The 23465-nt window shown below is 69.4% G+C and carries 21 protein-coding genes and 1 pseudogene; 11 read left to right on the top strand and 11 right to left on the bottom strand.

What is annotated here, in order from left to right:
• The coding region (locus AC1DJH_RS15940) for an integrase core domain-containing protein (protein WP_478186305.1) at positions 1–263 on the top strand (263 nt) is incomplete at its 5' end.
• A gap of 165 nt (positions 264–428) precedes the next feature.
• Here the strand turns inward: AC1DJH_RS15940 and AC1DJH_RS15935 are convergent.
• Entirely contained in the window at positions 429–674 is a 246-nt protein-coding gene (locus AC1DJH_RS15935) for a hypothetical protein (protein WP_478186310.1), read from the bottom strand.
• Between AC1DJH_RS15935 and AC1DJH_RS15930 the strand changes: the two are divergent.
• Positions 606–1114: pseudogene (locus AC1DJH_RS15930) on the top strand (transglutaminase-like domain-containing protein). The gene AC1DJH_RS15935 and the pseudogene AC1DJH_RS15930 sit on opposite strands and share 69 nt — an antisense overlap.
• Here AC1DJH_RS15930 and AC1DJH_RS15925 read toward each other — a convergent pair.
• The 3 genes from AC1DJH_RS15925 to AC1DJH_RS15915 all read right to left on the bottom strand — a co-directional run bounded on the left by AC1DJH_RS15925 (position 1061) and on the right by AC1DJH_RS15915 (position 4042).
• The gene (locus AC1DJH_RS15925; protein WP_472125966.1) at positions 1061–1459 is read right to left on the bottom strand and encodes a hypothetical protein; all 399 of its coding nucleotides are present in this window, start codon (positions 1457–1459) and stop codon (positions 1061–1063) included. The pseudogene AC1DJH_RS15930 and the gene AC1DJH_RS15925 sit on opposite strands and share 54 nt — an antisense overlap.
• Before the next feature lie 398 nt (positions 1460–1857).
• The gene (locus AC1DJH_RS15920) at positions 1858–3438 is read right to left on the bottom strand and encodes a linalool dehydratase/isomerase domain-containing protein (protein WP_478186304.1); all 1581 of its coding nucleotides are present in this window, start codon (positions 3436–3438) and stop codon (positions 1858–1860) included.
• Positions 3425–4042, bottom strand: a complete 618-nt coding sequence (locus AC1DJH_RS15915; protein WP_478186303.1) for an SCO family protein — start codon at positions 4040–4042, stop codon at positions 3425–3427. The genes AC1DJH_RS15920 and AC1DJH_RS15915 overlap by 14 nt, the downstream gene beginning before the upstream one ends.
• Before the next feature lie 88 nt (positions 4043–4130).
• Between AC1DJH_RS15915 and AC1DJH_RS15910 the strand changes: the two genes are divergently transcribed.
• Positions 4131–4868, top strand: coding sequence for a TetR/AcrR family transcriptional regulator (locus AC1DJH_RS15910; RefSeq protein ID WP_478186302.1), 738 nt, complete (start codon positions 4131–4133; stop codon positions 4866–4868).
• Here AC1DJH_RS15910 and AC1DJH_RS15905 read toward each other — a convergent pair.
• The 4 genes from AC1DJH_RS15905 to AC1DJH_RS15890 are packed head-to-tail and all read right to left on the bottom strand — an operon-like array spanning position 4857 to position 9451.
• Complete coding sequence (locus AC1DJH_RS15905) at positions 4857–5831, bottom strand: PDR/VanB family oxidoreductase (RefSeq protein WP_478186301.1); 975 nt, start codon at positions 5829–5831, stop codon at positions 4857–4859. The two genes, AC1DJH_RS15910 and AC1DJH_RS15905, sit on opposite strands and share 12 nt — an antisense overlap.
• Positions 5828–7363 (bottom strand): NAD-dependent succinate-semialdehyde dehydrogenase, encoded by a 1536-nt coding sequence (locus AC1DJH_RS15900; RefSeq protein WP_478186300.1) that lies wholly within the window; start codon positions 7361–7363, stop codon positions 5828–5830. Before AC1DJH_RS15900 ends, AC1DJH_RS15905 begins: the two co-directional genes overlap by 4 nt.
• A 7-nt stretch (positions 7364–7370) precedes the next feature.
• On the bottom strand, positions 7371–8363 hold the full coding sequence (locus AC1DJH_RS15895; RefSeq protein ID WP_478186299.1) for a Bug family tripartite tricarboxylate transporter substrate binding protein: 993 nt from the start codon (positions 8361–8363) through the stop codon (positions 7371–7373).
• 56 nt (positions 8364–8419) lie between these two features.
• A complete protein-coding gene (locus AC1DJH_RS15890) occupies positions 8420–9451 on the bottom strand; it encodes a Rieske 2Fe-2S domain-containing protein (RefSeq protein WP_478186298.1) in 1032 nt (343 codons plus the stop codon).
• A 155-nt stretch (positions 9452–9606) separates the two neighbouring features.
• Here AC1DJH_RS15890 and AC1DJH_RS15885 point away from each other — a divergent pair, with 155 nt between their 5' ends.
• Positions 9607–10410, top strand: a complete 804-nt coding sequence (locus AC1DJH_RS15885; protein ID WP_472125943.1) for an IclR family transcriptional regulator — start codon at positions 9607–9609, stop codon at positions 10408–10410.
• 60 nt (positions 10411–10470) lie between these two features.
• On the opposite strand, the gene AC1DJH_RS15880 is transcribed toward AC1DJH_RS15885, so the two are convergent.
• Complete coding sequence (locus AC1DJH_RS15880) at positions 10471–11721, bottom strand: MFS transporter (protein WP_478186297.1); 1251 nt, start codon at positions 11719–11721, stop codon at positions 10471–10473.
• A gap of 92 nt (positions 11722–11813) precedes the next feature.
• Here AC1DJH_RS15880 and AC1DJH_RS15875 point away from each other — a divergent pair, with 92 nt between their 5' ends.
• Positions 11814–12794, top strand: a complete 981-nt coding sequence (locus AC1DJH_RS15875) for a GlxA family transcriptional regulator (protein WP_478186296.1) — start codon at positions 11814–11816, stop codon at positions 12792–12794.
• On the opposite strand, the gene AC1DJH_RS15870 is transcribed toward AC1DJH_RS15875, so the two are convergent.
• Complete coding sequence (locus AC1DJH_RS15870; RefSeq protein WP_472125937.1) at positions 12771–13673, bottom strand: LysR substrate-binding domain-containing protein; 903 nt, start codon at positions 13671–13673, stop codon at positions 12771–12773. The two genes, AC1DJH_RS15875 and AC1DJH_RS15870, sit on opposite strands and share 24 nt — an antisense overlap.
• A 108-nt stretch (positions 13674–13781) precedes the next feature.
• Between AC1DJH_RS15870 and AC1DJH_RS15865 the strand changes: the two genes are divergently transcribed.
• The 5 genes from AC1DJH_RS15865 to AC1DJH_RS15845 are packed head-to-tail and all read left to right on the top strand — an operon-like array spanning position 13782 to position 19968.
• Positions 13782–14753 (top strand): tripartite tricarboxylate transporter substrate binding protein, encoded by a 972-nt coding sequence (locus AC1DJH_RS15865; RefSeq protein ID WP_478186309.1) that lies wholly within the window; start codon positions 13782–13784, stop codon positions 14751–14753.
• A 14-nt stretch (positions 14754–14767) separates the two neighbouring features.
• Positions 14768–16912 (top strand): acetate--CoA ligase family protein, encoded by a 2145-nt coding sequence (locus AC1DJH_RS15860; RefSeq protein WP_472125933.1) that lies wholly within the window; start codon positions 14768–14770, stop codon positions 16910–16912.
• Entirely contained in the window at positions 16909–17697 is a 789-nt protein-coding gene (locus tag AC1DJH_RS15855; protein ID WP_478186295.1) for an enoyl-CoA hydratase/isomerase family protein, read from the top strand. Before AC1DJH_RS15860 ends, AC1DJH_RS15855 begins: the two co-directional genes overlap by 4 nt.
• A gap of 5 nt (positions 17698–17702) precedes the next feature.
• Positions 17703–19142 carry an aldehyde dehydrogenase family protein gene (locus tag AC1DJH_RS15850; RefSeq protein WP_472125927.1) on the top strand — a complete coding sequence of 480 codons (1440 nt, stop codon included), beginning with the start codon at positions 17703–17705 and terminating at the stop codon, positions 19140–19142.
• A 13-nt stretch (positions 19143–19155) separates the two neighbouring features.
• On the top strand, positions 19156–19968 hold the full coding sequence (locus AC1DJH_RS15845; RefSeq protein ID WP_472125924.1) for an enoyl-CoA hydratase: 813 nt from the start codon (positions 19156–19158) through the stop codon (positions 19966–19968).
• Positions 19969–19992: 24 nt separating this feature from the next.
• Here the strand turns inward: AC1DJH_RS15845 and AC1DJH_RS15840 are convergent, their stop codons facing one another.
• Positions 19993–21633: an alpha-amylase family glycosyl hydrolase gene (locus AC1DJH_RS15840; protein WP_472125921.1), complete on the bottom strand. Its 1641-nt coding sequence runs from the start codon at positions 21631–21633 to the stop codon at positions 19993–19995.
• Positions 21634–21665: 32 nt separating this feature from the next.
• Between AC1DJH_RS15840 and AC1DJH_RS15835 the strand changes: the two genes are divergently transcribed.
• Positions 21666–23330 carry an alpha-amylase family protein gene (locus AC1DJH_RS15835; RefSeq protein WP_472125919.1) on the top strand — a complete coding sequence of 555 codons (1665 nt, stop codon included), beginning with the start codon at positions 21666–21668 and terminating at the stop codon, positions 23328–23330.
• Positions 23331–23465: the final 135 nt, after the last annotated feature.

The following is a 23465-nucleotide window of genomic DNA, read 5'->3' as shown; positions in this document are numbered from 1 at the left end:
GCATTGAGCCATCAGTGGGCAGCAAAGGCGACTCCTATGACAACGCCCTGGCCGAGACGATCAACGGCCTCTACAAGGCCGAGCTGATCCATCGCCGGGCGCCGTGGAAGACCAAGGAGTCGGTGGAGTTCGCGACGCTCGAATGGGTGTCCTGGTTCAACCACCATCGCCTGCTCGAACCCATCGGCTACATCCCGCCTGCAGAAGCTGAGGCAAACTATTACCGGCAACTCGCCAGTCAGTCCGCCAAGACGGCGGCATGACTTAAACCAACTGGCCTCCATGAGAGCCGGGGCGATTCAAATATGAGACTGCAGCCCTGCCTCCTGAATATTCATGCAGTGAATTCTTGTAATCCGGGAGGCGCCCATGTAAAACCTTCCCTAGCGGTGGCCTCAAGGGTGCTGGCGTGCTACGGCCAATGCTGTTTAGCCTGGCTTCAGTCCCGCAGCCTTGATCAGGTGCGCCCATTTCTTCTTTTCAGTCTCGGCAGAGGCCTTTAGTTCCTCGCGCGATCGTGCCTGCGGCTCGATTCCCAGCTGCATGAGCCTGTTGCCTACATCCGTTCGGGCCAGCTGCAGAGCCGCTATTGCCCGTCCGACAAGATGGGTGAGCGCGCCGAGCAGATCGCCGGCGACGCGGTGCCCGGCTATGCGCAAGTCGAAGCCATCCAAAGCTGGATCCACACCAACCTCGAATACCGGTACGGCGTGGCCGGCGGCTCTACTGATGCCCTGGACATGCTTGACGATGGCACAGGGGTGTGCCGGGACTTTTCCATGTCGGCATTTCGCTGTGCCGCGCACTGCATATCCCCGCCCGCCTCGTGGTTGGCTTCCTGCACGAGCTTGACCCGATGGACATGCACGCACGGTTCGAGGCCTTCGCCGGCGGTCGCTGGTACCCCTTCGACGCCACGCAGAATCAGCCTCGCGGGGGCCGCATCGTGGTGGCCTATGGCCGCGACGGGGCGGATGTGGCCTTTCTTTCCAACTACGGCCCGTTGGAGATGGGCGACATGAGGTCACGGTGGAAGAAATCGAATCGAGCGAGACGCGCGTCAGTTCCGCTTCACGGTGAGCGCCACGATCGCCACGCCGGCGGCCACGATTAGGGCGTCTTCGATCAACCCGCTGCGGGTCTGACCGATGTGCGCCATCGCGCGCTTACGGCAGGCGAGCGTGAGGTAGGCCAGGGGCACGGCGGTCGCGACCGCGGTGGTTGCGCCTGCTTGCTCGCGCCCGCGCGGCGCCAAGGCGGCGCCCGCAATGCCGGCGCTCATGACCCGCGCCAGCAGCCCCAGGAACACCGTGCGGTCGGGCGCGGTCTTCATCTTGTCGCCGAACAACTCACCCGCGCCCATGGCCAAGGCGGCGTACTTGAACACCGGCTGGTCGAGCAGCAGCAGACGGCCCGGTGTGCGATTGCCCAGCAACCGCGCCGCAGCGAGGCTTGCCATCGGTGTCATGGAGCGGGCGCTGGCGACGGCACCGATGAGGGCGGAAGAGAGCAATTCTTGAAGCTTCATTTCCAGCTGGAGAAAGTTGACGACAAAATATCGTTAGCGGCTGCTGTTCTTCCAAACTTCGGCAAAGTACGCGTCCATGGGTAGGACGGAGGCTGCGGGGTTCGCGTGCGGACAGGTCTGCGGCAGCCTCACGAAAAAGAACCCGCCAAGGCGGGTTCAAGAGACAGCAAAGGGTTGGACGGAGTTGGTCGAGGTGCTACCTCGATGCCAATCTAGGCCATGCCAAAGAGCGCGATTTGTAGGCCAACTGCCTGATTCGCAAAGAAAGCTGGTGGTGCCGCTGAGATCACCGGTTCACAGCGTCGGGCGCAGGCGTCTGAAGCGGTGCTTCAGGCTGCGCGCGGCGCGAACACCAGTTCGAAGTCGCGCGCCTCGCCCTCGGGGCAGGTGAGCCCGATGCCGCCTGCCACCGCGCGAATGTCGAATGCCTGCGACGCCGTCAGCTGCCCGCCAGTGCCTCGCGCAACATTCTGCCCGCCTTGCATGAGCGTCCAGTCGCCGCAGTTCGCCAGCCGCCCGATCTCGATGTCGAAGCCGCCGCGGCCCACGGTGCAACGGCGCACCGTGAAGTGCAGCCGGCGCGCGCCGCCTTGCGCCGCTTCCGCCACATGTGCCCGCAGCACATCCACGCCGTCGTCCACCTGCGTCAGGGCCGGGTCGCGGTAGTGCGACGCCGGCCATGGCTCGTTGTACAGCCGCCAGAGCCCATCGGCCACGTTCAGGCTCGCGTAGCCCAGCAGCACGTTGCCGGTCATGGCCTCCACGAGCGTGCGGTAGCCATCCTTGTCCGCCAGCACATCGTTGCGTGGGTAGTGAAAGCCACCGTCGCGCCAGCTGGGGGACATGAAGCGCTCCGCGTGCTTCATGAGCCCGTCGAGCACGGCGGTGTCGCCCATTTCCGAAGCCCAGGTCGCGGCCCAGCCGAAGTCGGAGTCGTCGTTAACGATCTTCTGGCCCATCACCTCGGGCCGCTCGAAGGAGCGCACCGACAGCATGCCGTCGGGCTCGTGAATGAGCCAGCCGGCAATCTGCGCGGGGTAGTGGGTGTGCACGAACTCGCGGTTCCACATGTTCATGAGGGTGCCGCACCATGCGTCGACCCAGGGCGACGGGCCCGCGTTGTCGCGGATGGCGCGGGTGTCCTGCGACATCATGGTGTTGTAGTGGCCGTTGGCGCCCAGCCGGCCGAACTGCTCCCATGCTTTCTGGTAGCCCTGCGTCACTTCCTCGGCCATCGCTTCGCCGGTGACTAGGTCGTGCATGCGAAACCCGAGGATGGCGGGCTGGTTGCAGATCTGGAACACGCAGTTGGGCTCGCACGCCACCCCCACGTAGCCGCTCTCGACCATCTGCCAGTAGATGTGCTGGTTGAGGCTGGCCTGGTCGTACTCGAAGCGCCGTTCCTTGCCGCCCCAGAAGAAAGACCAGTAGCTGAAGGTCAGCGCGCCGGGGGCGGCGTAGCGGTCGTCGTCGAACAGGTAGTTGTACAGCAGCGCCATCGACTGCACGTAGGCGCTGTACATGATGTTGTCGCGCCCGACGGGGTTCCAGTCTTCGGCGTAGCCGCCGGACAGGTGGGCGTTGAGCACGCTGCCGCCGCGGCTCACGCGCGCCCAGTACATCCACACCTCGGGCAGCAGCATCTTCTGCATGAAGCGCTCGAACAGCGGCTTGAACACGCCCGGCGCGGCGGGCAGGCGGTGGCGATGCGCCAGCGCCAGGGCGTAGGCCATGTACGCCATCTGGAAGCGGTAGCCGCCGAAGTCGTCCTGCCCGGTGCCGCGGCCCTGCATGAACGACCAGTCGTTCACCGGCTGGCGCGACAGGTTGGCGAAATGCCGCAGGTGGCCGGCTTGGCGGTCGCTCAGGCGAAGGGTGCCTGCTTCCGCGCTCGAGTCAGTTGGCGGCATTGGCGGTGCGCTCCAGGTGGGTGCGAAGGCGCGCGGACACCGTGGCGGCGTCCAGCGTTTCCGCGAAGTGGGTGGCGTAGCTGCCACCCGGCGCCATGAGGTAGGCGAGCGCGGTGTGGGGCACGACATAGCCGCCCGGCGCGTCGGCGTCGGGCACGGGCGCAGCGAACACGCGAAACGATTTCTTCGCGGCCTCGACCTGCTCGGGCGAACCGGTCAAGCCGAGGAAACCGCCGGCAGCGTGCGTGGCTGGGTGGGTGTACGGCGACAGGTAGCGCTGCAGCACGGCGGGCGTGTCGCGCGCCGGGTCCACCGAGATGTACAGCGGCTGCACGCGTTCGGCCAGCGGGCCCAGCATTTCCAGCGCGGCGCTGAGCTTCGAAAGCTCTCGCGGGCACACCACCGCGCAGTGCGAGAAGCCGAAGAACACCAGCAGGTGCTTCGCGCCGAAGCTGCCTTGGTTCACGGCCTGGCCGAAGTGATCGACCAGCTCGAACCGGCCGCTCACCGATGCCGGCGGCGTGAGCGTAGACGCAACCGGCTTCGTGGCGGTGGCTGCTGCGCAACAGCAGGACGGGGTGGCGCTGGCAAGTGTTTCGGGCATGGCCGGATTTTATTTGAACGTGTTCAATAAGTATCGGGGTTTTCCCCGCCGCACCTATACTTTTGCGTTCTGTCACTTGGTCGTACTGATGCCATTCCGCAAGCCGAGCAGCGAGGTTCTCAGCCGCGCCCGCACCCCCGAAGACAAGGAGCGGGTCAAGGCCGCGTTCATCGCCGCCGGCCGCCGCCTGGTCAGCCAGGAAGGGCTTGCGGCGGTGTCCTTGCGCCGCGTGGCCACCGAGGCCGGCTACGCGCCGGGCGCGATCTACCAGTACTTTCGCGACCAGCAAGACCTGTTCTTCCACATTCGCGGCGAAGACATGCAGGCCGCCACGCAGAAGTTCAGGCGCGTGGTCGCGCGCACGCCCGACCCGGTCGAGCGGGTGAAGAAGCTGTTCATCGGCACGGCCGACTACTGGCTTTCGCACATGGAGGATTTCCTTGTCATCTTTCCTGCACCCGCGGCACGTTCGGCGACCGACGTGTTCGCGAAGTCGCAGGCGGTGCGCGACATCCTGGCGCTGTACTACGAAACGGTCGATGCGCTCTTCGAGACGATCGCGCGGCCCACGCTGTCGTCGCGCGCCGCCGCAGACGTGCTGCTGGCCGCGGTGCACGGCACGGTGCTGTTCCCGCACATGACGCCCGGCATGCCATGGACGAAGACACGCACGATGGTGCGGGAGCTGGTGATGACGATGGTCGACCAGTGGGTGGCGCAGGGTGGAAGGAAAAAGCAGCCCGCAGCCACCAAGCGCAAACCCGCAGTGCCTGGCCCGGCCTCAGCCCTCGCCCCCTCCCGCACGCCAGGCAAGTCACAGGTCTAGCACCAGCGTCGCGGTCTTCGCGCCCGAGCAGCAGATCATCATGCGGTCGTTCGCGCGCTGCTCCTCGCTCGACAGCACCAGGTCGCGGTGGTCGGGCGTGCCGGCAAGCACCCGCGTTTCGCACGAGCCGCACACACCCTCCATGCATGCGTAGGGCGCGTCCACGCCGGCGGCCAGCAGCGTGTCCAAGATGGTCTGGCCCGGCGCAACGCACACGGTGCGGCTGCTTCGCGCCAGCTCGACGCGGAACCCGCCTTCGCTCGCGGGCGCCTCCCTGGCGCTGAAGTACTCCATGTGCACCCGTTCGCGCGACAGGCCGGCCGTGGCGGCCTCGAAGGCCTCCAGCATCGGGCGCGGGCCGCAGCAGTACAGGTGCGCATCGCCGCGCGCTTCGGCCACGATGCGGCGCAGGTCCAGCCGCTGTTCGCCGTGTTCACCGTTTTTGTCGTGTTCGCCGTCGAAGCTGAAATGCACCCGCCCGGGTGCCTGCGCGTCCAGGGCCAGCAGCTCGTCGTGCCAGGCGGCGCAGGCGCGGCGGCGGCAGCCATAGAACAGCTCCCACGAGCGGCCCAGCGCCTCGAGCCGGCCGATCATCGAGCGCAGCGGCGTGATGCCGACGCCCCCCGCGATCAGCACGGTGTGCGGCGCGGCCTCGAACAAGGGGAAGTTGTTGCGCGGCATGCCCACGCGCAGCGTCTGGCCGACGTGCAGCTGCGCATGCACCAGCGCCGAGCCACCGCGGCTGGTCGGGCTGCGGTGCACGCCGAGCACGTAGCGCAGCGTTTCGGCGGGCGGGTTCGACAGCGAATAGCTGCGCACCATGCCGTTCGGCAGGTGCAGGTCGATGTGCGCCCCCGCCGTGAAGGGCGGCAGCGCCTGCCCCGGCAACGCCCGCAGCTCCAAGGAGTGCACGCCTTCTGCTTCGAGGCGAACCGCGTGCAGCCGAACGTCGAAGGTGCTCATGCGTGCAGGGCAGTGCGAGGTGAGCCGGGGGAGCCAGAAACGCCGAGCCCATCGAGCCCGCCCAGGCACACGTACTTCACGACCAGGTATTCCTCGATGCCGTGGTACGAGCCTTCGCGCCCGATGCCCGACTGCTTCACGCCGCCGAAGGGCGCCACCGCGGTCGAGATCAGCCCGCTGTTCACGCCGACCATGCCGACTTCCAGCGCGTCGATGGTCCGCCAGATGCGTGCGTGGTCGCGGCTGTACACGTACGCGCCCAGCCCGAACTCCAGGCTGTTGGCGTGCGCAATGGCCTCGGCGTCGTCGTCGAAACGAAAGAGCGGTGCCACGGGGCCGAAGGTTTCCTCCTGCGCCAGCAGCATCGATGCATCGGCACCGGCCAGCACGGTCGGCTCGTAGTAGCTGCCGCCGAGCGCATGCGGCTTGCCGCCCACCAGCACGCGCGCCCCGCGCGCCACCGCGTCCGCCACGTGGCGCTCGACCTTGGCCAGCGCGTCGGCGTCGATCAGCGGGCCGATCTGCGAGCCCGGCACCGTGCCTTCGGCCACGTTGAGCGCGGCGACGGCGCCTGCGAGCCTGTCGGCGAAGCGCTCGTAAACGCGCGCATGCACATAGACCCGGTTGGCCGCGATGCAGGCCTGGCCGGCATTGCGAAACTTGGCGACCATGAGGCCGTCGACGGCCGCGTCCAGGTCGGCGTCTTCGAACACGATGAAGGGCGCGTTGCCGCCCAGCTCCAGCGACAGCTTCTTCAGCGTGCCGGCGGACTGGCGCATCAGCAGGCGGCCGACCTCGGTCGAGCCCGTGAAGCTGAGCTTGCGCACCACCGGGCTCGCGGTGAGCGCGCCGCCGATGGCCACCGGGTCGCCGGTGACCACGTTGAACACACCGGCCGGCACGCCGGCGCGCACGGCCAGCTCCATGAGCGCGAACGCGCACAGCGGTGTCTGCTCGGCCGGCTTCAGCACCATGGTGCAGCCGGCGGCCAGCGCGGCCGCCGCCTTGCGCGTGACCATCGCGTACGGAAAATTCCACGGCGTGATGGCCGCGCACACGCCCACGGGCTCCTTCAGCGCCACGATGCGCCGGTCGCCCGAGGGCCCGGGAATCACGTCGCCGTACACGCGGCGCGCCTCTTCGGCATACCACTCGATGAACGAGGCCGCGTAGCCCACCTCGGCGCGCGCGTCGTCCAGCGGCTTGCCCTGCTCGGCGGTGAGGATGCGCGCCAGGTCTTCGGCGTGCGCGAGCATCAGGTCGTTCCAGCGGCGCAGCACGCCGGCGCGGGCGGCGGCGGGCAGCGCCTTCCATGCGGGCAAGGCGGCCTGGGCGGCCTCGATGGCGCGTGCCGTTTCGCCAGCGCCCATGGCGGCCACGGCGGCCAGCAGCGCGCCGCTCGCGGGGTCGGTCACGTCGAAGGTCGCGCCGTCGTCGGCGTCGAGCCACTGGCCGCCGATGTGGGCCTGGGTCTTCAGCAGCAGCGGATCTGCGAGTTGCAGGCGCGCAGGCAGGGTGGTGGAGCTCAGCATGTCGTGGTCATTCCAGTTCGATCTTGAATTGCTTGATGAGCCCGTCCCACTTCGCGTAGTCGCTGCGCAGCAGCTTCGCGAAGTCGGCGGGCGAGGTGCCGGTGGGTTCTATTTCGAGCTCGCGCATGCGCGCGACGATGTCGGGCTGAGCTAGCACGGTGCGCGTGTCGGCGGCAATGCGCTCGACCACCGCGGCAGGCGTGTTCTTCGGCAGGAAGAAGCCGTACCAGCCCACCAGGTCGTAGCCCTTCATGCCGGCCTCGGACAGGGTCGGCACCTGCGGCATCGACGCCAGCCGGTGCGGCCCGGTCACGGCCAGGATGTGCAGCGACTTGTCCTTCTGCCGCGTCGCCGCCGTGGCCGACGAGACGAAGCCGACGGTCACTCGGCCCGACATCAGGTCGATCAGCATCGGCCCCTCGCCGCGGTAGGCCACGTGGGGCATGTCCACGCCGATGTTCTGCTTGAGCAGCTCGCCGAAGATGTGGCCGGTGGAGCCGATGCCGAACGAGCCGTAGCTGAAGTCGCTGGTGCCCGCTGCCTTCCCCTTGAGGCCGCCCGAGAGCGCCGCCACCGAGGTGTACGGGCTCGCCGGCCCCACCGCCAGCCCCATCGGCTGCGTGCCCAGCTGGGTCACGGGTGCCAGGTCCTTGAACGGGTCGTAGGGCAGCTTGCGGTACAGGCTGGCGTTCTGGATGAAGCCCGTCAGGTGCAGCAGGATTGTGTGGCCGTCGGGCTCGGCGCGCATCACCGCCTGCGTCGCGATGATGCCGTTGGCGCCGGTGCGGTTGTCTACAATCACCGGCTGGCCCCACATGCGCGAGAGCTTCTCGGCCATGGGCCGTATCAGCGCGTCGGACGCGCCGCCGGCCGGGTAGGGCACGACGATGGTCACGGGCTTGCGCGGGAAGGCGGCGGGCTCGGCGGCTCGCGCCGCACCGCTCAAGCCGCAGAGTGTCGCCAGCATGGCGGCGAGGGCAATACGTCGTTGGGTGGTCATGGGGGTTGTCTCTGTGTTGTTGTTCAAGGGGCTGCGTGCACGCGCATGGCCGCGGTTCAGGGTTGGGCCTGGCCCTGGCCCTGGCTTTCAGCGAGCGCCATCTTCTGCAGCATGCGGCGCGTGGCCAGCGGCGCTTGGTCGACCGCGATGTCGACCATCGGCGCGCCGGCACCGTCGGCGAACACGTTGCGCCACTGGTTCTCCATCAGCACCTTGTCTTCGTGCAGGGTGACCAGGAAGGCATCGGCGAGCCGCTGGGTGATGTCCGCGTCGTCCAGCGCGAAGTCGCGGTACATGGTGGAGAACTTCAGGTGCGTGCCTTCGGTCTCGGGCGTGCAGGGCCCCACCACGCGAATGTTGCGCACCAGCGCGGGGTCGGTGTTGCCCACCGGCTGCGAGCTGATGTCCAGCTGGATGTTGGCGCCCGGCCAGAATCGGATGGTCTGCGTGCGCCGGGTCTCGCTCCAGCCGAACAGGCGCTTGAACACCGGCGCGGCCTCGGTGCGCTCCCACTCGCGGTGCACTTCCACGCCGTGCGCCGACACGGTCGTGCGCGGCCTGGTCTCGGCCACGTCCTGCGTGCCGACGGTCTGCTGGTGCGCATAGCTCACGTGCGACAGGTCCATCACGTTCTCCAGGTTGTAGGTGTAGGGCGCCTCCACGCGCAGCGCGTCGCCGCGCCGGCCCACGTAGGCGGGCGAGCTGCACACGGCCGAGAAGTCGGGCACCGGGGTGTGCGCGGCCAGGGCCTTGTCGCCCATCCAGATCCACAGGAAGCCGTCGCGTTCGACCAGCGGGTAGGCCTTGATGCAGGCCTTCGGCGGAATGCGCTGCTGGTTGGGAATGCGCACGCACTGGCCGCTGCCGTCGAACTCCATTCCGTGGTAGCCGCACTGCACGTGGTCGCCCACGCGCTTGCCCAGGTGCAGCGACACGCGCCGGTGGCTGCAGCGGTTTTCAATGGCCGCGGCGCTGCCGTCCTGGCGGCGGAACAGCAGCACCGGCTCGTTCAGCAGGGTGCGCGGGAACAGCGCGTCGCTCACTTCGTGCGCCATGGCGGCGACGTACCAGCAGTTGCGGGGAAACATCGTTCGATCTCCTTCGTGGGGGGCGGGACTGCGAACGAATGTAGGTTTGGCCACCCCGCAGGTGCATCACATATGTGATGAACCGATAGGGGTTAGCGCGAAGCTGCGGCGGGCCGGGGCGCGGCATAGTCGGCTGCCGCACACACCGTTGCCCCATGAAACCCAAAGCTACGCAGGCCCCGTCGAATGCGGCAAACGAAGCGAATGCGCACGCGTCGGAGCGCTCCGAGGTCAAGTCCGCGCGCAGGACGCTGGAAATGCTGGAGTTCTTCGCCGCGCGCCACGGCCCCGCCACCGTGTCGGAGGTGGCGGACGCGCTGGACTACCCGCAGTCCAGCACCTCGATGCTGCTGCGCACGCTGGAGTCGCTCGGCTACCTCATCCACGACACCGCCACCCGCAGCTACCGGCCCACCCTGCGCGTGATGCTGCTGGGCACCTGGATGCACGACGAGCTGTTCGGCCAGGCCAGCCTGTTCTCCAACATGGAGCAACTGCGCCTGCACACCGGCCAGGCCGTGCTGGTGGGCCTGCGCCAGGGCATCCACGTGCGATTCATTCTTTCGCTGCCGAGCCACAAGCCCAACGCGCTGCGGTACTCCGTCGGCGTGATGCGGCCGGTGTGCCTGTCCGCCGCCGGAAAGATGCTGCTGACGCGCGAGAGCGACCGCGAGGTTCAGCGCATCGCGCAGCGCGCCAACGCGCAGGCGACGTCTTCGGAGCAGCGCGTGAACGTGCCGGCGCTCGTGGCCGAGGTTCGGGCGTGCCGCGAGCGCGGGTGGGCGGAAAGCATCCACTACCCTCGCGCCGGCTACGCGAACCTGTCGATGCTGCTGCCGGCCATTGCCGGGCAGCCTCACATGGGCATCACGCTGGGCATGAGCGTCGACACGCTCAGTGCGCGCAAAGGCCCGCTGCTTCGGGCGCTGGAAAACGCGGTGCGGTCGCTGGTGCCCTGACGCGCTTCGTGCCCACCGAGCGCAACCGCTCCCGCGCTAACGAATGCCCTCGCTTCTGCCTCACGCTGCCTTCACCGCCGCCGCATGCCGCGCCGAGCGCACCCAGACGAAGGTCATGCCGGCCGCGAGCAGCACCACCGGCAGCATCGCGGCATTGAGCGGCGCCCAGCCGAAGTGGTCGAGGGCGGGGCCGGCGGCCAGCGTCGCGAAGGCGGTGCACACGTTGCGCAGCAGCTCGGCAGCGCCCTGCGCGCGGCCGCGCTCCTGTGGCCGGTACGACTGCGCCAGCAGCGTGGTGCCGGCAACGAACATGAAGTTCCAGCCCACGCCCAGGCAGAACAGCGCGGCGTAGAAGGCGGGCAGCGTGGTCGAGTTCATCGCGACCACCGAGCACACCACGTTGAGCACCATGCCCAGGCTCACCACCCGCGCCAGGCCCCACCGCTGGATGAGCGCGCCCGCGAACAGCGCCGGCGCATACATGCCCACCAGGTGCCACTGCATGATGCCCGCGCCGTCGTTGATGGAATGGTTGCAGGCCACGGCGGCCAGCGGCGCGGCCGTCATCACGAACATCCTCGACACCGAGCCCACCACGTTGTTGGCCAGCGCGGCAATGAAGATCGGCTGGCGCGCGACGTCGCGCAGCGGCCGCGGCGGGCGCGTGTCGACCGGCGCGCCCGGCGCGGCCTGCGCCTGCGTGTCGCGGTACAGCGCCAGTATCAGCACGACCGACACCGCGCCCAGCACCGCGACCATCAGGTACGCGCCCGCGAACAGCACCGGCGGAAAAAGGTCCTTGCTCCACGCCGCCAGCGCAGGCCCCGCCACGGCCGCGACGACCCCGCCTGCCAGCACCGTCGATACCGCGCGGCTCTTGTCCGCAGCGGCCACGCCGTCGGCCGCCGCCAACCGGTAGAACTGCGCGAAGGCCTGGTACACGCCCACCAGCGCCGTGCCGGCGCAGAACACCCAGAAGTCGTCGTGGAACACCGCCCACACCGACACCAGCCCGCCCGCCGTGCCCGCGAGCGCCCCCAGCGTGAAGCCGCCGCGCCGGCCGATGCGCTGCATGAGCAGCGAGGCGAACCACGTGGCCACCGCGCCCGCCACCGTGATGAGCGCGAACGGCAGCGTGGCCAGCGACTTGTCGGGCGCGAGCATGTGCCCCGTGAGCGCGGTGAGCGTGAGGTCGATGGACACGGCCGCCGTGTAGAGGCCCTGGCAGATCGCGAGCACGCGCGCGTCGCGGCGGCCTGTAGCGGACGTGGCGGACGCAGCGGACGTAGGGGTGGAGGGGGTGTCGGTCATGGAAGGACGTGAGCAAGGCAAGGGCGTTTGACACCATCGACTCTATGCACCGACACTGCGGCAAGAAAGACATATTTCCCTCATAAAGTGACATGACCCATTCCGTCGCCTTCCTGCTCGTTCCCGAGTTCCAGCTGCTGGACATGGCGGGCCCGCTGTCGGTGTTCCAGGTGGCGGCCGAGCTGGGGCGCAAGCGGCGCGGCCCGGCCTACGAGATCTCGGTGCTGTCGGAGCGCGGCGGGCGCGTAACGTGCTCGGCCGGGCTAGAGATACAAACGCGCAGCTGGCGTGGCACCCATACCGACACGCTCGTCGTGCCCGGCGGCTGGGGCGCGCGAAAGCCCGGCGCCGCCACGCCCGCGCTCATGCAGCACCTGCGCGCCGCGTTCGCGGCCAGGCGGCGCGTGGCCAGCGTGTGCACCGGCGCTTTCCTACTGGCCGAAGCGGGCCTGCTCGACGGCCGCCGCGCCACCACGCACTGGCGGCAGGCCACGCGGCTGCAGCGGGAGCACCCGGGCGTCACCGTCGATGCCGACCGCATCTTCGTGCGCGACGGCAACGTGTGGAGCTCGGCGGGCATCGCCGCCGGCATCGACCTGGCGCTGGCCATGGTGGAGGCCGACCTGGGCGCGGACGTCGCGGGCGCCGTGGCGCGCGAGATGGTGGTCTACCACCGGCGCGCGGGCGGGCAGTCGCAGTTCTCGGCGCTGCAAGACCTTGCGCCGCAAAGCGAGCGCATGCGCGCCGTGCTGGCACACATCGGCGAAAACCTGACGGCCGACCTCGGCATCGAGCGGCTGGCCGACGTGGCCTGCGTGAGCCCGCGCCAGTTCATGCGCGCCTTCAAGGCCGAGACCGGGCAGACCCCGGCCAAGGCCGTGGAGCGCATTCGCGCCGAAGTCGCGCGCGCGCACATCGAGGGCGGCGACAGCAGCATCGAAGCGGTGGCGCGGCTCACCGGCTTCGAAGACACCGAGCGCATGCGGCGCGCCTTCGTGCGCGTGTACGGCCAGCCGCCGCAGGCCCTGCGGCGCGTGGCGCGGGCCGGCTCACTGGTCGCGCAGCAGGGCTGACGCGAGCAGGTTCACTCGCGAGGCCACCAGCCGCGCGCCGTCCGACAGCGGCCTTTGCCGCGAGAGGCTCAGCGCAATGGTCCGCCGAATGCCGGGGCTCGCCACCCGGCACGCGCCAAGCAGGCCCGCCTCCACTTCCTGCGCCACCGCCGTCTTCGGCAGCAGGGTGAAGGCGTGGCCGCTCGCCGCTACGTCTTTCATCGACGTGGCGGTGTCCACCTCCATGACGATGTCGAGCTCGATGTTGTGCCGCCGCGAAAGCACGTCGAGCGTGGCGCGCAGGCCGTTGGGCACGGCCGGCAAGACCAGCGGCAGCCCGGCGAGGGCGCGAAACGGCATCGTCGGTCCCGCAAGCTCGGGGCCGCCCGCCTTGCCGACGAGAAAGGTGTCGACCTTGCCGAGCACGTCTTCGCCGCGCAGCGCCGAAGAGCCGTAGCGGTTGACGACGATCATGTCGAGCCTGCCTGAGGCCAGCTGATCGTCCAGCGTGCCGCTGAAGCCTTCCAGTACATGCAGGCGCAAGGCCGGCGCCCGCTCGCGAATGTCGGCCAGCAGCCGGGGCAGAAGTTGCCGCGAGAGCGAAGGCAGCACGCCCACATGCACGGTGCCGGTCAGCACGCCGGCCGCCTCGCTCGCGGTGGTGTCGAGCTGGTGCACCTGGTCGAGCACGCGCTTGACCTCCGGGTACATGCGCTTGCCGAAGTCGGACAGCGTCATGCCGCGCCCGGTGCGCTCGAACAGCCGCCCGCCCCACGCGGCCTCGAGCATGGAAATTTGCCGGCTCACCAGCGACTGCGCGGTGTCCGACGCAATGGCCGCGCGCGACAGCGACTGCATGTCCGCCACGAGCAGGAAAGTGTCCAGCTGCTTGAGTTTCATGGTTTCACTTTAATGGAAACCTGAAATCCATTCATTCTTCTTTCTGGAAACGAGCGCGCGTCCTAACCTCGGCGTTGCAAACCATAAAAGGAGACAAGCTTGAAACTCATGCACTCGCTGTGCGCGGCGCTGGCCCTGCCGCTGCTGCTGGCCTCGCCCCTGTCGCACGCCCAGGACACGGCCTACCCCAGGCAACCCGTTACCCTGGTCGTGCCGTTCCCGCCCGGCGGCCCGACCGATTCGATGGCTCGGCTGCTGGCCCAGAAGCTCGGCGACAGGCTGGGGCAGCAGGTCATCATCGACAACCGGGGCGGCGCCGGCGGCGGCATTGCCGCCGAACTGGTGGCGCGCGCACCGGCCGACGGGCAGATGCTGTTCTTCGGCACCACCGGCACGATGGCCATCAACCCCAGCCTGTACAGGAAGCTGCGCTACGACCCGGTGAAAGACTTCGCGCCGGTCAGCCTCATGGCCACGACCATGAACGTGCTGGTCGTCAGCCCGCAGGTGCCGGCGAAGAACCTGGCCGAACTGGTCGCGCTGGCCAAGGCGAAGCCGGGCGAGCTCACCTACGGCTCCGCCGGCAACGGCAGCTCCAACCACCTGTCGGGCGAGCTGTTTCGCAGCACCGCGGGCATCCAGATCAATCACATTCCGTACAAGGGCTCCGCGCCCGCGCTCATCGACCTGCTGGGCGGGCGGCTGTCGATGATGTTCGACACCATCGCCCAGCAAACGCAGAACCTCGCCGCCGGCAAGGTGCATGCGGTGGCCGTGACGGGGCCCAGGCGCTCGCCGCTGCTGCCCAACGTGCCGACGGCGCAGGAGGCCGGGCTCAAGGGCTTCGACGTGGCGATCTGGTACGGCGTGCTGGCGCCGAAGGCCACGCCCGCGCCGGTCATCGACCGGCTGCAGCGCGAGATCGCCGCCATCATGGCCGCCGACGACATGAAGAAGCGCATGGAGGCCGACGGCGCCGAGGCGCGCAGTACCACGCCGGGCGAGTTTGCCGCGCTCATCAAGAGCGACACCGCCAAGTGGGCGCCGGTGGTGAAGAACTCCGGCGCCAGCCTCGACTGAATCGCACGCTCCCCATGAATTCCATGCTCGATCCTCGCCTGAAGACGGCGTTCTCGCCGCAACGCATCGCCGTCGTCGGTGCCACCGAAGACCGCAACAAGGTCGGCGGCCGGCCCCTGCACTACCTGCAGCGCTTCGGCTTCCGCGGCGCCATCTACCCGATCAACCCGAAGCGCGAAACGGTGCAGGGCTTGCGCGCGTACCCCTCGCTCGACGCGCTGCCGGAGGCGCCCGACGTGGCGATCGTGGCGGTCGGCCAGGAGGCCGTGGCCGGCGTGATCGACCAGTGCGCCGCGCGCGGCGTGGCCGCGGCCATCGTCATGAGCTCGGGCTTCGGCGAGACCGGCGCCGCCGGCATGGCGCTGCAGCATGCGCTGGTTGCGCAGGCGCGCCGCCTCGGCGTGCGCCTGGTCGGGCCCAACGCGCAGGGCGTGGCCAACTTCCAGACCGGCGCGGTGATGAACTTCAGCACCATGTTCATGGAGGTCGCGCCGCAGGACGGGCCCGTGGCCATCGTCAGCCAGAGCGGCGCGGCCAGCGTGATGCCGTATGCGATGTTGCGCGAGCGCGGCGTGGGCGTGCGCTACCTGGTCGCCTCGGGCAACGACGCCGATGCCTCGGTGTGCGAACTGGCGCTGGCCGCCGCTGCCGACCCCGACATTCGCGTGGTGCTGATGTACATCGAGTCGTTGGGCGACCCGGCGATGCTGGCCGAGGTGGCGCGCGTGGCCGGCGCGCGCGGCGCGGCGGTAGTCGCGCTGAAGTCGGGCCGCAGCGCGCACGGCGCGAAGGCGGCCGCGTCGCACACAGGTGCCATCGTCAACGACGACGTGGTGGTCGACGCCTTTCTAGAGCGCCACGGCATCTGGCGCGCGAGGGACGTGCACGGCCTGGTCAACGCCGTCGAGCTGTACCTCGCGGCGCCGCCGCGGCCTGCCGAGCGGCTGGTGGTCATGAGCCATAGCGGGGCGGTCGGCGTGCTGTGCGCGGACGCGGCCGAGTCGCTGGGGCTGCCGCTGGCGGAACTGGGCGCGCCGGTGGTGAAGGCGCTGGCCGCGATCATGCCCAGCTTCGCGACGGCGCAGAACCCGGTCGACCTCACGGCGTCGCTGATGACCAAAGGGGGCATGTACGCCGACACGCTCGGCGCGCTGGCGGCCGACCCGCAGGCCGACATGTTCCTGGTCGGCGTGCCGGTGGCCGGCGAGGGTTACGACGTGCCGGGCATGGCCCGCGACACGGCGCGCTTCGCGGCATCGCGCGGCAAGCCGACGGCGGTATCGGCGCCGCAGGCGTCGGTACGCGAGGCCTTCCGTGCCGCCGGCGTGCCGGTGTTCGCGCACGAGACCGATGCCATCGACGCGCTGCACCAGTGGAGCCGGCACGGCGCGCTGCTGCGGCAGGCGGCGGCGCGCAGCGCCCTGGCTGGCGCCGTGGCAACGGTGCCTGCATTCCCCGCGATGCATCCAGCGGCCGGGGGCGACGAGCCGCTGCTGAGCGAGGCCGACAGCCTGGCGCTGATTGCCGAAGCCGGCATTCCCACCGTGCCCTACCGGCTGTGCCGCAACGCCGACGAGGCGGTGCAGGCATGGCGCGCCCTGGGGCCGGACGTGGTGGTCAAGGCCTGCTCGGCGCGCATTCCGCACAAGAGCGAGCACGGCCTGGTCTTCGTCGGCCTGCAGACGGCCGAAGCGGTCGTCGATGCCTGGACCCGCTGCACGCAAAAGGTCGCGGCCATGGGCGTGCCGCTGGACGGCGTGATCGTCGCGCAGCGCGTGCGCGGCCGCCGCGAGTTCGCGCTCGGCGTCCGGCAAGACCCGCTGTTCGGCACGGTGGTCATGGTGAGCGACGGCGGCAAGTACGTGGAGGCGCTGCGCGACTTCGTCGTGCTGCTCCACCCGTTCTGCGAGGCCGACGTGCTCGCCAAGCTTCGCAGCCTGCGCATCGCGCCCGTGCTGGCCGGTGTTCGCGGCGAGAACCCGGTCGACCTGCAAGTGGTGGCCCGCGCGGCGGTGGCGCTCGGCGCGCTGGCCGCCGCGCACCCGAAGGCGATCGCGTCGATCGACCTGAATCCGTTGATCGTCGGCGACGAAGGGCAGGGCGGCTGGGCCGTCGACGCGGTGATCGAGCGCGCCGGCACGCAAGGAGCATGGGCATGAATGACACGGTTCTTGTACAGCAGCGCGACGGCATCGCCGTCGTCACGCTCCACCGCCCCGCGGTGATGAACGCGGTCGACCCCGAGCTGCGCCAGGGCCTCACCGACGCGCTGCGAGCGCTCGACGCCGACCCCGCCGTGCGCGCGCTGGTGCTCACCGGCAGCGGCGAGCGCGCCTTCTGCGGCGGCCAGGACCTGGACGAGTCGGCCACCATCGACACCCACACGCTGGCCGGCTGGCTCAGCCGCCAGCATGCGATGTACCAGGCGGTGCGCGACGTGACCAAGCCGATCGTGGCCGCGCTGAACGGCACGGCGGTCGGCGCGGGCTTCCAGATGGCGCTGATGTGCGACCTGCGGGTGGCGCATGCCACGCTGCGCATGGGGCAGCCCGAGGTCAGGGCCGGCCTGGCGAGCGTGGTCGGCTCGTACCTGATGTCGCTGCAGATCGGCCATTCGCTCAACCAGCAGCTGTCGCTCACCGGCGAGCTCATCACCGGGCAGCGCGCCTTCGAGCTGGGGCTGGTCAACGACCTGGTCGAGCCCGCCCAGGTGCTGCCGCGCGCGCTGGAGCGCGCGAGCGCCTTGGCCGCATTGCCGGGCGCCGCGCTGCGCACGACCAAGCAGCGCTTTCGCGAACGCACGCAGCCGGGCTTCGAGGAAGCCTGCAGCGCGGGCATTCGCTACCAGCTCGAGTGCTACTCGACCGGCGAGCCGCAGCGCGTGATGCGCGAGTTCATCGCGCGGCGCGACGCGGCCCGCACCCCGACCCCCCCCAACGAATGACCCGCATGACAAGACACACCCACCTCTTCATCGGCGGGGCCCTGGTGCCCGCGCACGGCGAGCACGACCTGCCCGTGCTCGACAGTTTCACGGAGGCGAGCTTCGCCTCTTACCGCAGCGCGTCGGCGGCCGACGTCGACGCGGCAGTGGCCGCCGCGCGCGGCGCGTTCGAAAGCTGGGCCGCGACGCCCGTGGTCGAGCGCATCGCCGCCGTGCGCCGGGTGGCCGCGGCGCTGCGCGAGCAGGGCGAGGCCCTGGCCATCGCCATCTCGCGCGAGGTCGGCATGCCGCGCAAGCTCGCAGCCCGCATCCAGGTCGGCGCGCCCCTCGCGGCGTGGGACATGTACGCCGACCTCGCGGCCGAATTCGAATGGACATCGCGCATCGGCCACTCGCTGGTGCAGCAGGTGCCCACCGGCGTGGTGGCCTGCATCACGCCGTGGAACTATCCGCTGCACCAGATCACCGGCAAAGTCGCGCCCGCGTTGCTCGCGGGGTGTACCGTGGTGCTCAAGCCTTCGGAGCTCGCGCCCACGAGCGCCTTCCTGCTGGCCGAGGCCGTGCGGCAGGCCGGGCTTCCGCCCGGCGTGTTCAACCTGGTGCACGGCGTGGGCGCAGAGGTGGGAGACGCACTGGTGCGCCACCCCGGCGTCGACATGGTGTCGTTCACCGGCTCGACGCGCGCCGGGCGCCACATTGCATCGGTGGCCGGCAGCGACATCAAGCGCGTGGCGCTCGAGCTGGGCGGCAAGTCGGCCGCGCTCGTGCTGCCCGGGACCGACCTGGCGCTGGCCGTGAAGGCGACGCTGGCCGGCTGCATGCTGAACTCGGGCCAGACCTGCTCCGCGACCACGCGCCTGCTGGTGCCGCGCGCGTCGCTCGCCGAAGCCGAAGGCATCGCGCGGGAGCTGCTCGCCGGCTACCGCATGGGCGACCCGGCGGACGGTGCCACGCGGCTCGGCCCGCTGATCTCCAGGGCGCAACAGCAGAAGGTGTCGGGCCTGATCGACGAGGCGCTCGCGGCCGGCGCGCGGCGCATCGAAGCCGACACCCCGGTGCCCGCGCATGGCTTCTTCGTGCCGCCCACCGTGCTCACCGACGTCGAGCCCGGCATGGCCGTGGCACGGGAAGAGGTCTTCGGCCCGGTGCTGGTGCTGATGGCTTACGACGGCATCGACGCCGGCATTGCCTTGGCCAACGGCACCGACTACGGCCTGGCCGGCGCCGTGTGGGGCCCTGTCGCCGCGCAGACGCTGGCGGTCGCGCGCCGCCTGCGCGCCGGGCAGGTCGACATCAACGGCGCGCCCTTCAACCCTGCGGCGCCCTTCGGCGGTTTCAAGAAATCCGGCATCGGGCGCGAGAACGGCCGCTTCGGCATCGAGGAGTTCCTCGAGCCGGTCTCCCTGCAGTTGCCGCCGGCCTTCATGGCGTTCACCCCCACCTGATTCGACACACCCCATGACTTTCCAACAGATCATTTACCAGGTCGACGGCCCCGTCGCCACCATCACGTTCAACCGGCCGGGGCAGATGAATGCCCTGACCAAGGTGCTGGAGGCAGAGCTGCGCACCGCCATCGAAACCGCGGGGCGGGACAAGGCCGTGCGCGCCATCGTGCTCACCGGCGCGGGCCGCGCCTTCTGCGCGGGCATGGACATGGAAGAGCTCGCCGTGCTGCCGCCCGAGGACATCCAGGCCGAGGAATGGATGCGGCCCTACGACATGAACCGGCGCGCCGACTACCAGACGCGGTACACCTACTTTCCCGCCGCGCCGAAGCCCATCATCAGCGCCATCAACGGCGCGGCCGCCGGCCTGGGTTTGATCATGGCGCTGTACAGCGACTTCCGCATCGCCTCGGACAAGGCGGTGTTCGCCACCGCCTTCGCCAAGCGCGGGCTGATCGCCGAGCACGGCATCGCCTGGATCCTGCCGCGCATCGTGGGGCATGCCAACGCCACCGACCTGCTGCTGACCTCGCGCAAGATCGACGCGGCCGAGGCCCTGGCCATGGGCCTCGTCAACCGCGTCGTGCCGGCGGACGAGCTGTTGGCGCAAGCGCAGGCGCTGGCCGCGACGCTGTCGAGCGAGGTGTCGCCCCGCTCGGTGCGCGTGATGAAGCAGCAGCTGTGGGAGGCGCCGTGGCAGACCCTGGGCGAGGCCGTGGCGCTCGCGAATGCCGAGATGGTGCAGAGCATTCGCAGCGAGGACTTCACCGAAGGCGTGCAGCACTTCGTGGAGCGGCGGCTTGCGCGGTTCACGGGGCGCTAGCCGCGTGGAGCTGCTCGCTCCCCACTATTCATTGGCACAGGCCAGCACCACGCCTTCAAGCGCCTGCAACGTCAGCAGCCCGCCCTGAAGGCCCGTTCGCTCGGGCCGGGTGCTCGCGAGCACGTCGGCTTTAGCACCGACCACCGACCCATCGACGTCCCGCGGCGCCTCCGCGAAGTTCAGCAGCACCACGAGCCGCCGCTGCGCGAAGGTGCGCGCATACGCCACGACGTCCGCACCCGCGTCCACCGGTTCCCATGCGCCGGCGTGCAACGCGGGCTCCGCGCGCCGCAGCGCGATCAACCGGCGGTACAGCGCGAGCATCGACGCCGCATCGGCCTGCTGCAGCTCGACGTTGTGCGTGGCCCAGTCGTCCGCCAGCCGCAGCCAGGGCCTGCCCTGGCTGAACCCAGCGTGCGCGCCGGTGCTCCACTGCATCGGCGTGCGCTGCGGGTCGCGGCCCAGGCCCTTGCCCGGCTCGTTCTTCTCGAACGGGTCTTGCACCTCATTGGGCGGAATGGGCACGTCGGTCATTCCTATTTCGTCGCCGTAGTAGAGCGTGGGCGTGCCGCGCAGGGTCAGCAGCAGCATGGCCGCGAGCCTGGCGCGCAACGGACCGACGCGACTGGCGATGCGGGGCTTGTCATGGTTGCCGAGCACCCAGTTGGGCGCCGCGCCCGGCGGCAGCGCGGCTTCGTAGTCGTGCACCAGCCGGCGGATGACATCGGCCTGCCACTGCGCGCCGATGAGCTGGAAGTTGAACGGCAGCTGCACGCCCTGCAGCACGCCGGTGCTGTCGAGCCCGTAGTACGCCATCAGGCGCGCCAGCGGCAGGTAGAGCTCGCCGATCAGCACGCGCTCGCCCTGTGCGTCGCTGAAGGCGTCGACCACGGCGCGCATCTCGCGCACGATGTCCTGCACCTCGGGTAGGTCGGCGGTGTACAGCGGCAGCAGGCTGTGCGACGGGTCGCCGCCCGGCACGAACGCCGGGTTGGCCGGGTTGTCGCGAAACAGCGCGTCCTTCACCAGGTGGTACAGCACGTCGATGCGAAAGCCGTCCACGCCGCGGCGCAGCCAGAAGCGCAGCGCCTCGTACATGGCCGCGCGCACGTCGGGGTTGCGCCAGTCGAGGTCGGGCTGCTCGCGCAGGAACGAGTGCAGGTAGTACTGGCCGGTGGCCTCGTCGAGCGTCCAGGCCGGGCCGCCGAAGTTGCTGAGCCAGTTGTTCGGCGGGCCGCCGTCCGGTGCAGGGTCGCGCCAGATATACCAGTCGCGCTTCGGGTCGTGCCGCGAAGACCGGCTCTGCGTGAACCACGGGTGCTGGTCGGAGGTGTGGTTGGGCACGAAGTCGAGAATGACCTTCAGCCCGCGCGCGTGCGCGCCGCGCACCAGTTCGTCGAAGTCCGCCAGCGTGCCGAAGCGGGCGTCGATGCCGCAGTAGTCGGATATGTCGTACCCGAAGTCGGCCATTGGTGAGGGGTAGATCGGCGAAATCCAGACGGCGTCCACGCCGAGCGACACCAAATAATCGAGCCGTTGCCGGATGCCGCGCAAGTCGCCGATGCCGTCGCCGTCACTGTCCTGGAACGAACGCGGGTAGATCTGATAGACGATGCCGTTCTTCCACCAGCTGTCGGGCGACGGGGGGTTTTGCCTGGGGTCCATGTGTGCGAGTCCTTCCCTGAAAGCAGGAATGCATGATCAAAGACCTTTGGTATAAGAACGCCGTCGTCTACTGTCTGTCGGTCGAGACCTTCATGGATGCGAACGGCGACGGATGCGGCGACTTCGAGGGCCTCACGCGCCGGCTCGACTACCTCAACGGGCTGGGCGTGTCCACCATCTGGCTCATGCCGTTCCAGACCTCGCCGGGCCGCGACGACGGCTACGACGTGGCGGACTACTACAACGTCGACCCCCGCTTCGGCACGCTGGGCGACTTCGTGGAGTTCACCCACGCGGCCGCGCAGCGCGGCATGCGCGTGCTGATCGACCTGGTGGTCAACCACACTTCCGACCAGCACCCCTGGTTCCAGGAAGCCCGGCGCGACCGCAACAGCAAGTACCACGACTGGTACGTGTGGGCCGAGCGCAAGCCGCCGCGCGCCGATGACGGCGTGGTGTTTCCCGGCGTGCAGAAATCGACCTGGACCTACGACAAGCTCGCCAGGCGCTGGTACTTTCACCGCTTCTACGACTTCCAGCCCGACCTGAACACCAGCCATCCGATGGTGCAGGCCGAGATACTGAAGATCATGGGTTTCTGGACGCAACTGGGCGTCTCGGGCTTTCGCATGGACGCCGTGCCGTTCGTCATCGCCAGGAAGGGCGCCGACGTGAAGGGCCCCAGCGAGCAGTACGACATGCTGCGCCAGTTCAGGGAGCTGATGCAGTGGCGCAAGGGCGACGCCGTCATCCTCGGGGAGGCCAATGTGCTGCCGAAGACCGACATGCAGTACTTCGGCGACGAAGGTGAGCGGCTGCACATGATGTTCAACTTTCAGGTCAACCAGAACCTGTTCTACGCGCTGGCCAGCGCCGACAGCCGCCCGCTCGCCAAGGCACTGGCCGCCACGCGGCCGCGCCCGGCCACGTCGCAGTGGGGCATGTTCCTGCGCAACCACGACGAGCTCGACCTCGGGCGCCTCACCAAGGCGCAGCGCGAACGGGTGTTCGCGGCCTTTGCGCCCGACAAGGACATGCAGCTTTACGACCGCGGCATCCGCCGGCGCCTGGCGCCCATGCTCGGCAGCGACCGGCGCCGGCTCGAGCTGGCGTACAGCCTGATGCTCACGCTGCCGGGCACGCCCGTGCTGCGCTACGGCGACGAGATCGGCATGGGCGACGACCTGGCGCTGCCCGAGCGCAATTGCGCGCGCACGCCCATGCAGTGGTCCACCGAGCCGCACGGCGGCTTCACCGCCGCGCGCAAGCCAGTGCGCCCGGTGATCAGCGGCGGCGCCTACGGCTTCGAGCACGTCAACGTGGCCGCGCAGCGGCGCGACCCCGAGTCGCTGCTGAACTGGATGGAGCGCGCCCTGCGCATGCGCAAGGAAATTCCGGAGGTGGGGTGGGGCGACTTCGAGGTGCTCGCGCACCCGTCCGCGCAAGTGCTGGTGTTGCGCTACGACTGGCGTAACAACTCGGTGCTGTTCGTGCACAACCTGTCGGAGCAGCCGATGGAGTTCGAGTTGCCGGCGCGCAAGATCGGGCCCGACGGGGCGCGGCTCACCAACCTGCTGACCGAGGCGCACAGCAACGCCGACAAGAAGGGGCGGCACTGCATGCTGCTGGAGCCCTATGGCTACCGATGGTTCAGGGTCGGCGGGCTGGGGTATCTGCTGCAGCGCAGTGAGATCTGAGCGGACCTGAATCAGCCTTTGTAGCGACCCGCCGCCCCTGTGTTGAGTTTCATCGAGTCGGCGCAGAGCGACCGACTCGATGGACTACAAGTGAGGGGATGCGCTGAGGCGACAGAGTGACCAGCGCGATGGGTT

This window comes from Variovorax sp. 10N412 (assembly GCF_056394985.1).
Note: the sequence above shows the minus strand (reverse complement) of the source record. Positions and strands in the feature narration are given on the sequence as shown.

Bases quoted from the DNA above. Each gene is read 5' to 3' on its own strand.
- AC1DJH_RS15925 (WP_472125966.1), bottom strand. From the start codon at position 1,459: ATGGCAAGCCTCGCTGCGGCGCGGTTGCTGGGCAATCGCACACCGGGC.
- AC1DJH_RS15920 (WP_478186304.1), bottom strand. From the start codon at position 3,438: ATGCCGCCAACTGACTCGAGCGCGGAAGCAGGCACCCTTCGCCTGAGC.
- AC1DJH_RS15915 (WP_478186303.1), bottom strand. From the start codon at position 4,042: ATGCCCGAAACACTTGCCAGCGCCACCCCGTCCTGCTGTTGCGCAGCA.
- AC1DJH_RS15910 (WP_478186302.1), top strand. From the start codon at position 4,131: ATGCCATTCCGCAAGCCGAGCAGCGAGGTTCTCAGCCGCGCCCGCACC.
- AC1DJH_RS15905 (WP_478186301.1), bottom strand. From the start codon at position 5,831: ATGAGCACCTTCGACGTTCGGCTGCACGCGGTTCGCCTCGAAGCAGAA.
- AC1DJH_RS15900 (WP_478186300.1), bottom strand. From the start codon at position 7,363: ATGCTGAGCTCCACCACCCTGCCTGCGCGCCTGCAACTCGCAGATCCG.
- AC1DJH_RS15895 (WP_478186299.1), bottom strand. From the start codon at position 8,363: ATGACCACCCAACGACGTATTGCCCTCGCCGCCATGCTGGCGACACTC.
- AC1DJH_RS15890 (WP_478186298.1), bottom strand. From the start codon at position 9,451: ATGTTTCCCCGCAACTGCTGGTACGTCGCCGCCATGGCGCACGAAGTG.
- AC1DJH_RS15885 (WP_472125943.1), top strand. From the start codon at position 9,607: ATGAAACCCAAAGCTACGCAGGCCCCGTCGAATGCGGCAAACGAAGCG.
- AC1DJH_RS15880 (WP_478186297.1), bottom strand. From the start codon at position 11,721: ATGACCGACACCCCCTCCACCCCTACGTCCGCTGCGTCCGCCACGTCC.
- AC1DJH_RS15875 (WP_478186296.1), top strand. From the start codon at position 11,814: ATGACCCATTCCGTCGCCTTCCTGCTCGTTCCCGAGTTCCAGCTGCTG.
- AC1DJH_RS15870 (WP_472125937.1), bottom strand. From the start codon at position 13,673: ATGAAACTCAAGCAGCTGGACACTTTCCTGCTCGTGGCGGACATGCAG.
- AC1DJH_RS15865 (WP_478186309.1), top strand. From the start codon at position 13,782: ATGCACTCGCTGTGCGCGGCGCTGGCCCTGCCGCTGCTGCTGGCCTCG.
- AC1DJH_RS15860 (WP_472125933.1), top strand. From the start codon at position 14,768: ATGAATTCCATGCTCGATCCTCGCCTGAAGACGGCGTTCTCGCCGCAA.
- AC1DJH_RS15855 (WP_478186295.1), top strand. From the start codon at position 16,909: ATGAATGACACGGTTCTTGTACAGCAGCGCGACGGCATCGCCGTCGTC.
- AC1DJH_RS15850 (WP_472125927.1), top strand. From the start codon at position 17,703: ATGACAAGACACACCCACCTCTTCATCGGCGGGGCCCTGGTGCCCGCG.
- AC1DJH_RS15845 (WP_472125924.1), top strand. From the start codon at position 19,156: ATGACTTTCCAACAGATCATTTACCAGGTCGACGGCCCCGTCGCCACC.
- AC1DJH_RS15840 (WP_472125921.1), bottom strand. From the start codon at position 21,633: ATGGACCCCAGGCAAAACCCCCCGTCGCCCGACAGCTGGTGGAAGAAC.
- AC1DJH_RS15835 (WP_472125919.1), top strand. From the start codon at position 21,666: ATGATCAAAGACCTTTGGTATAAGAACGCCGTCGTCTACTGTCTGTCG.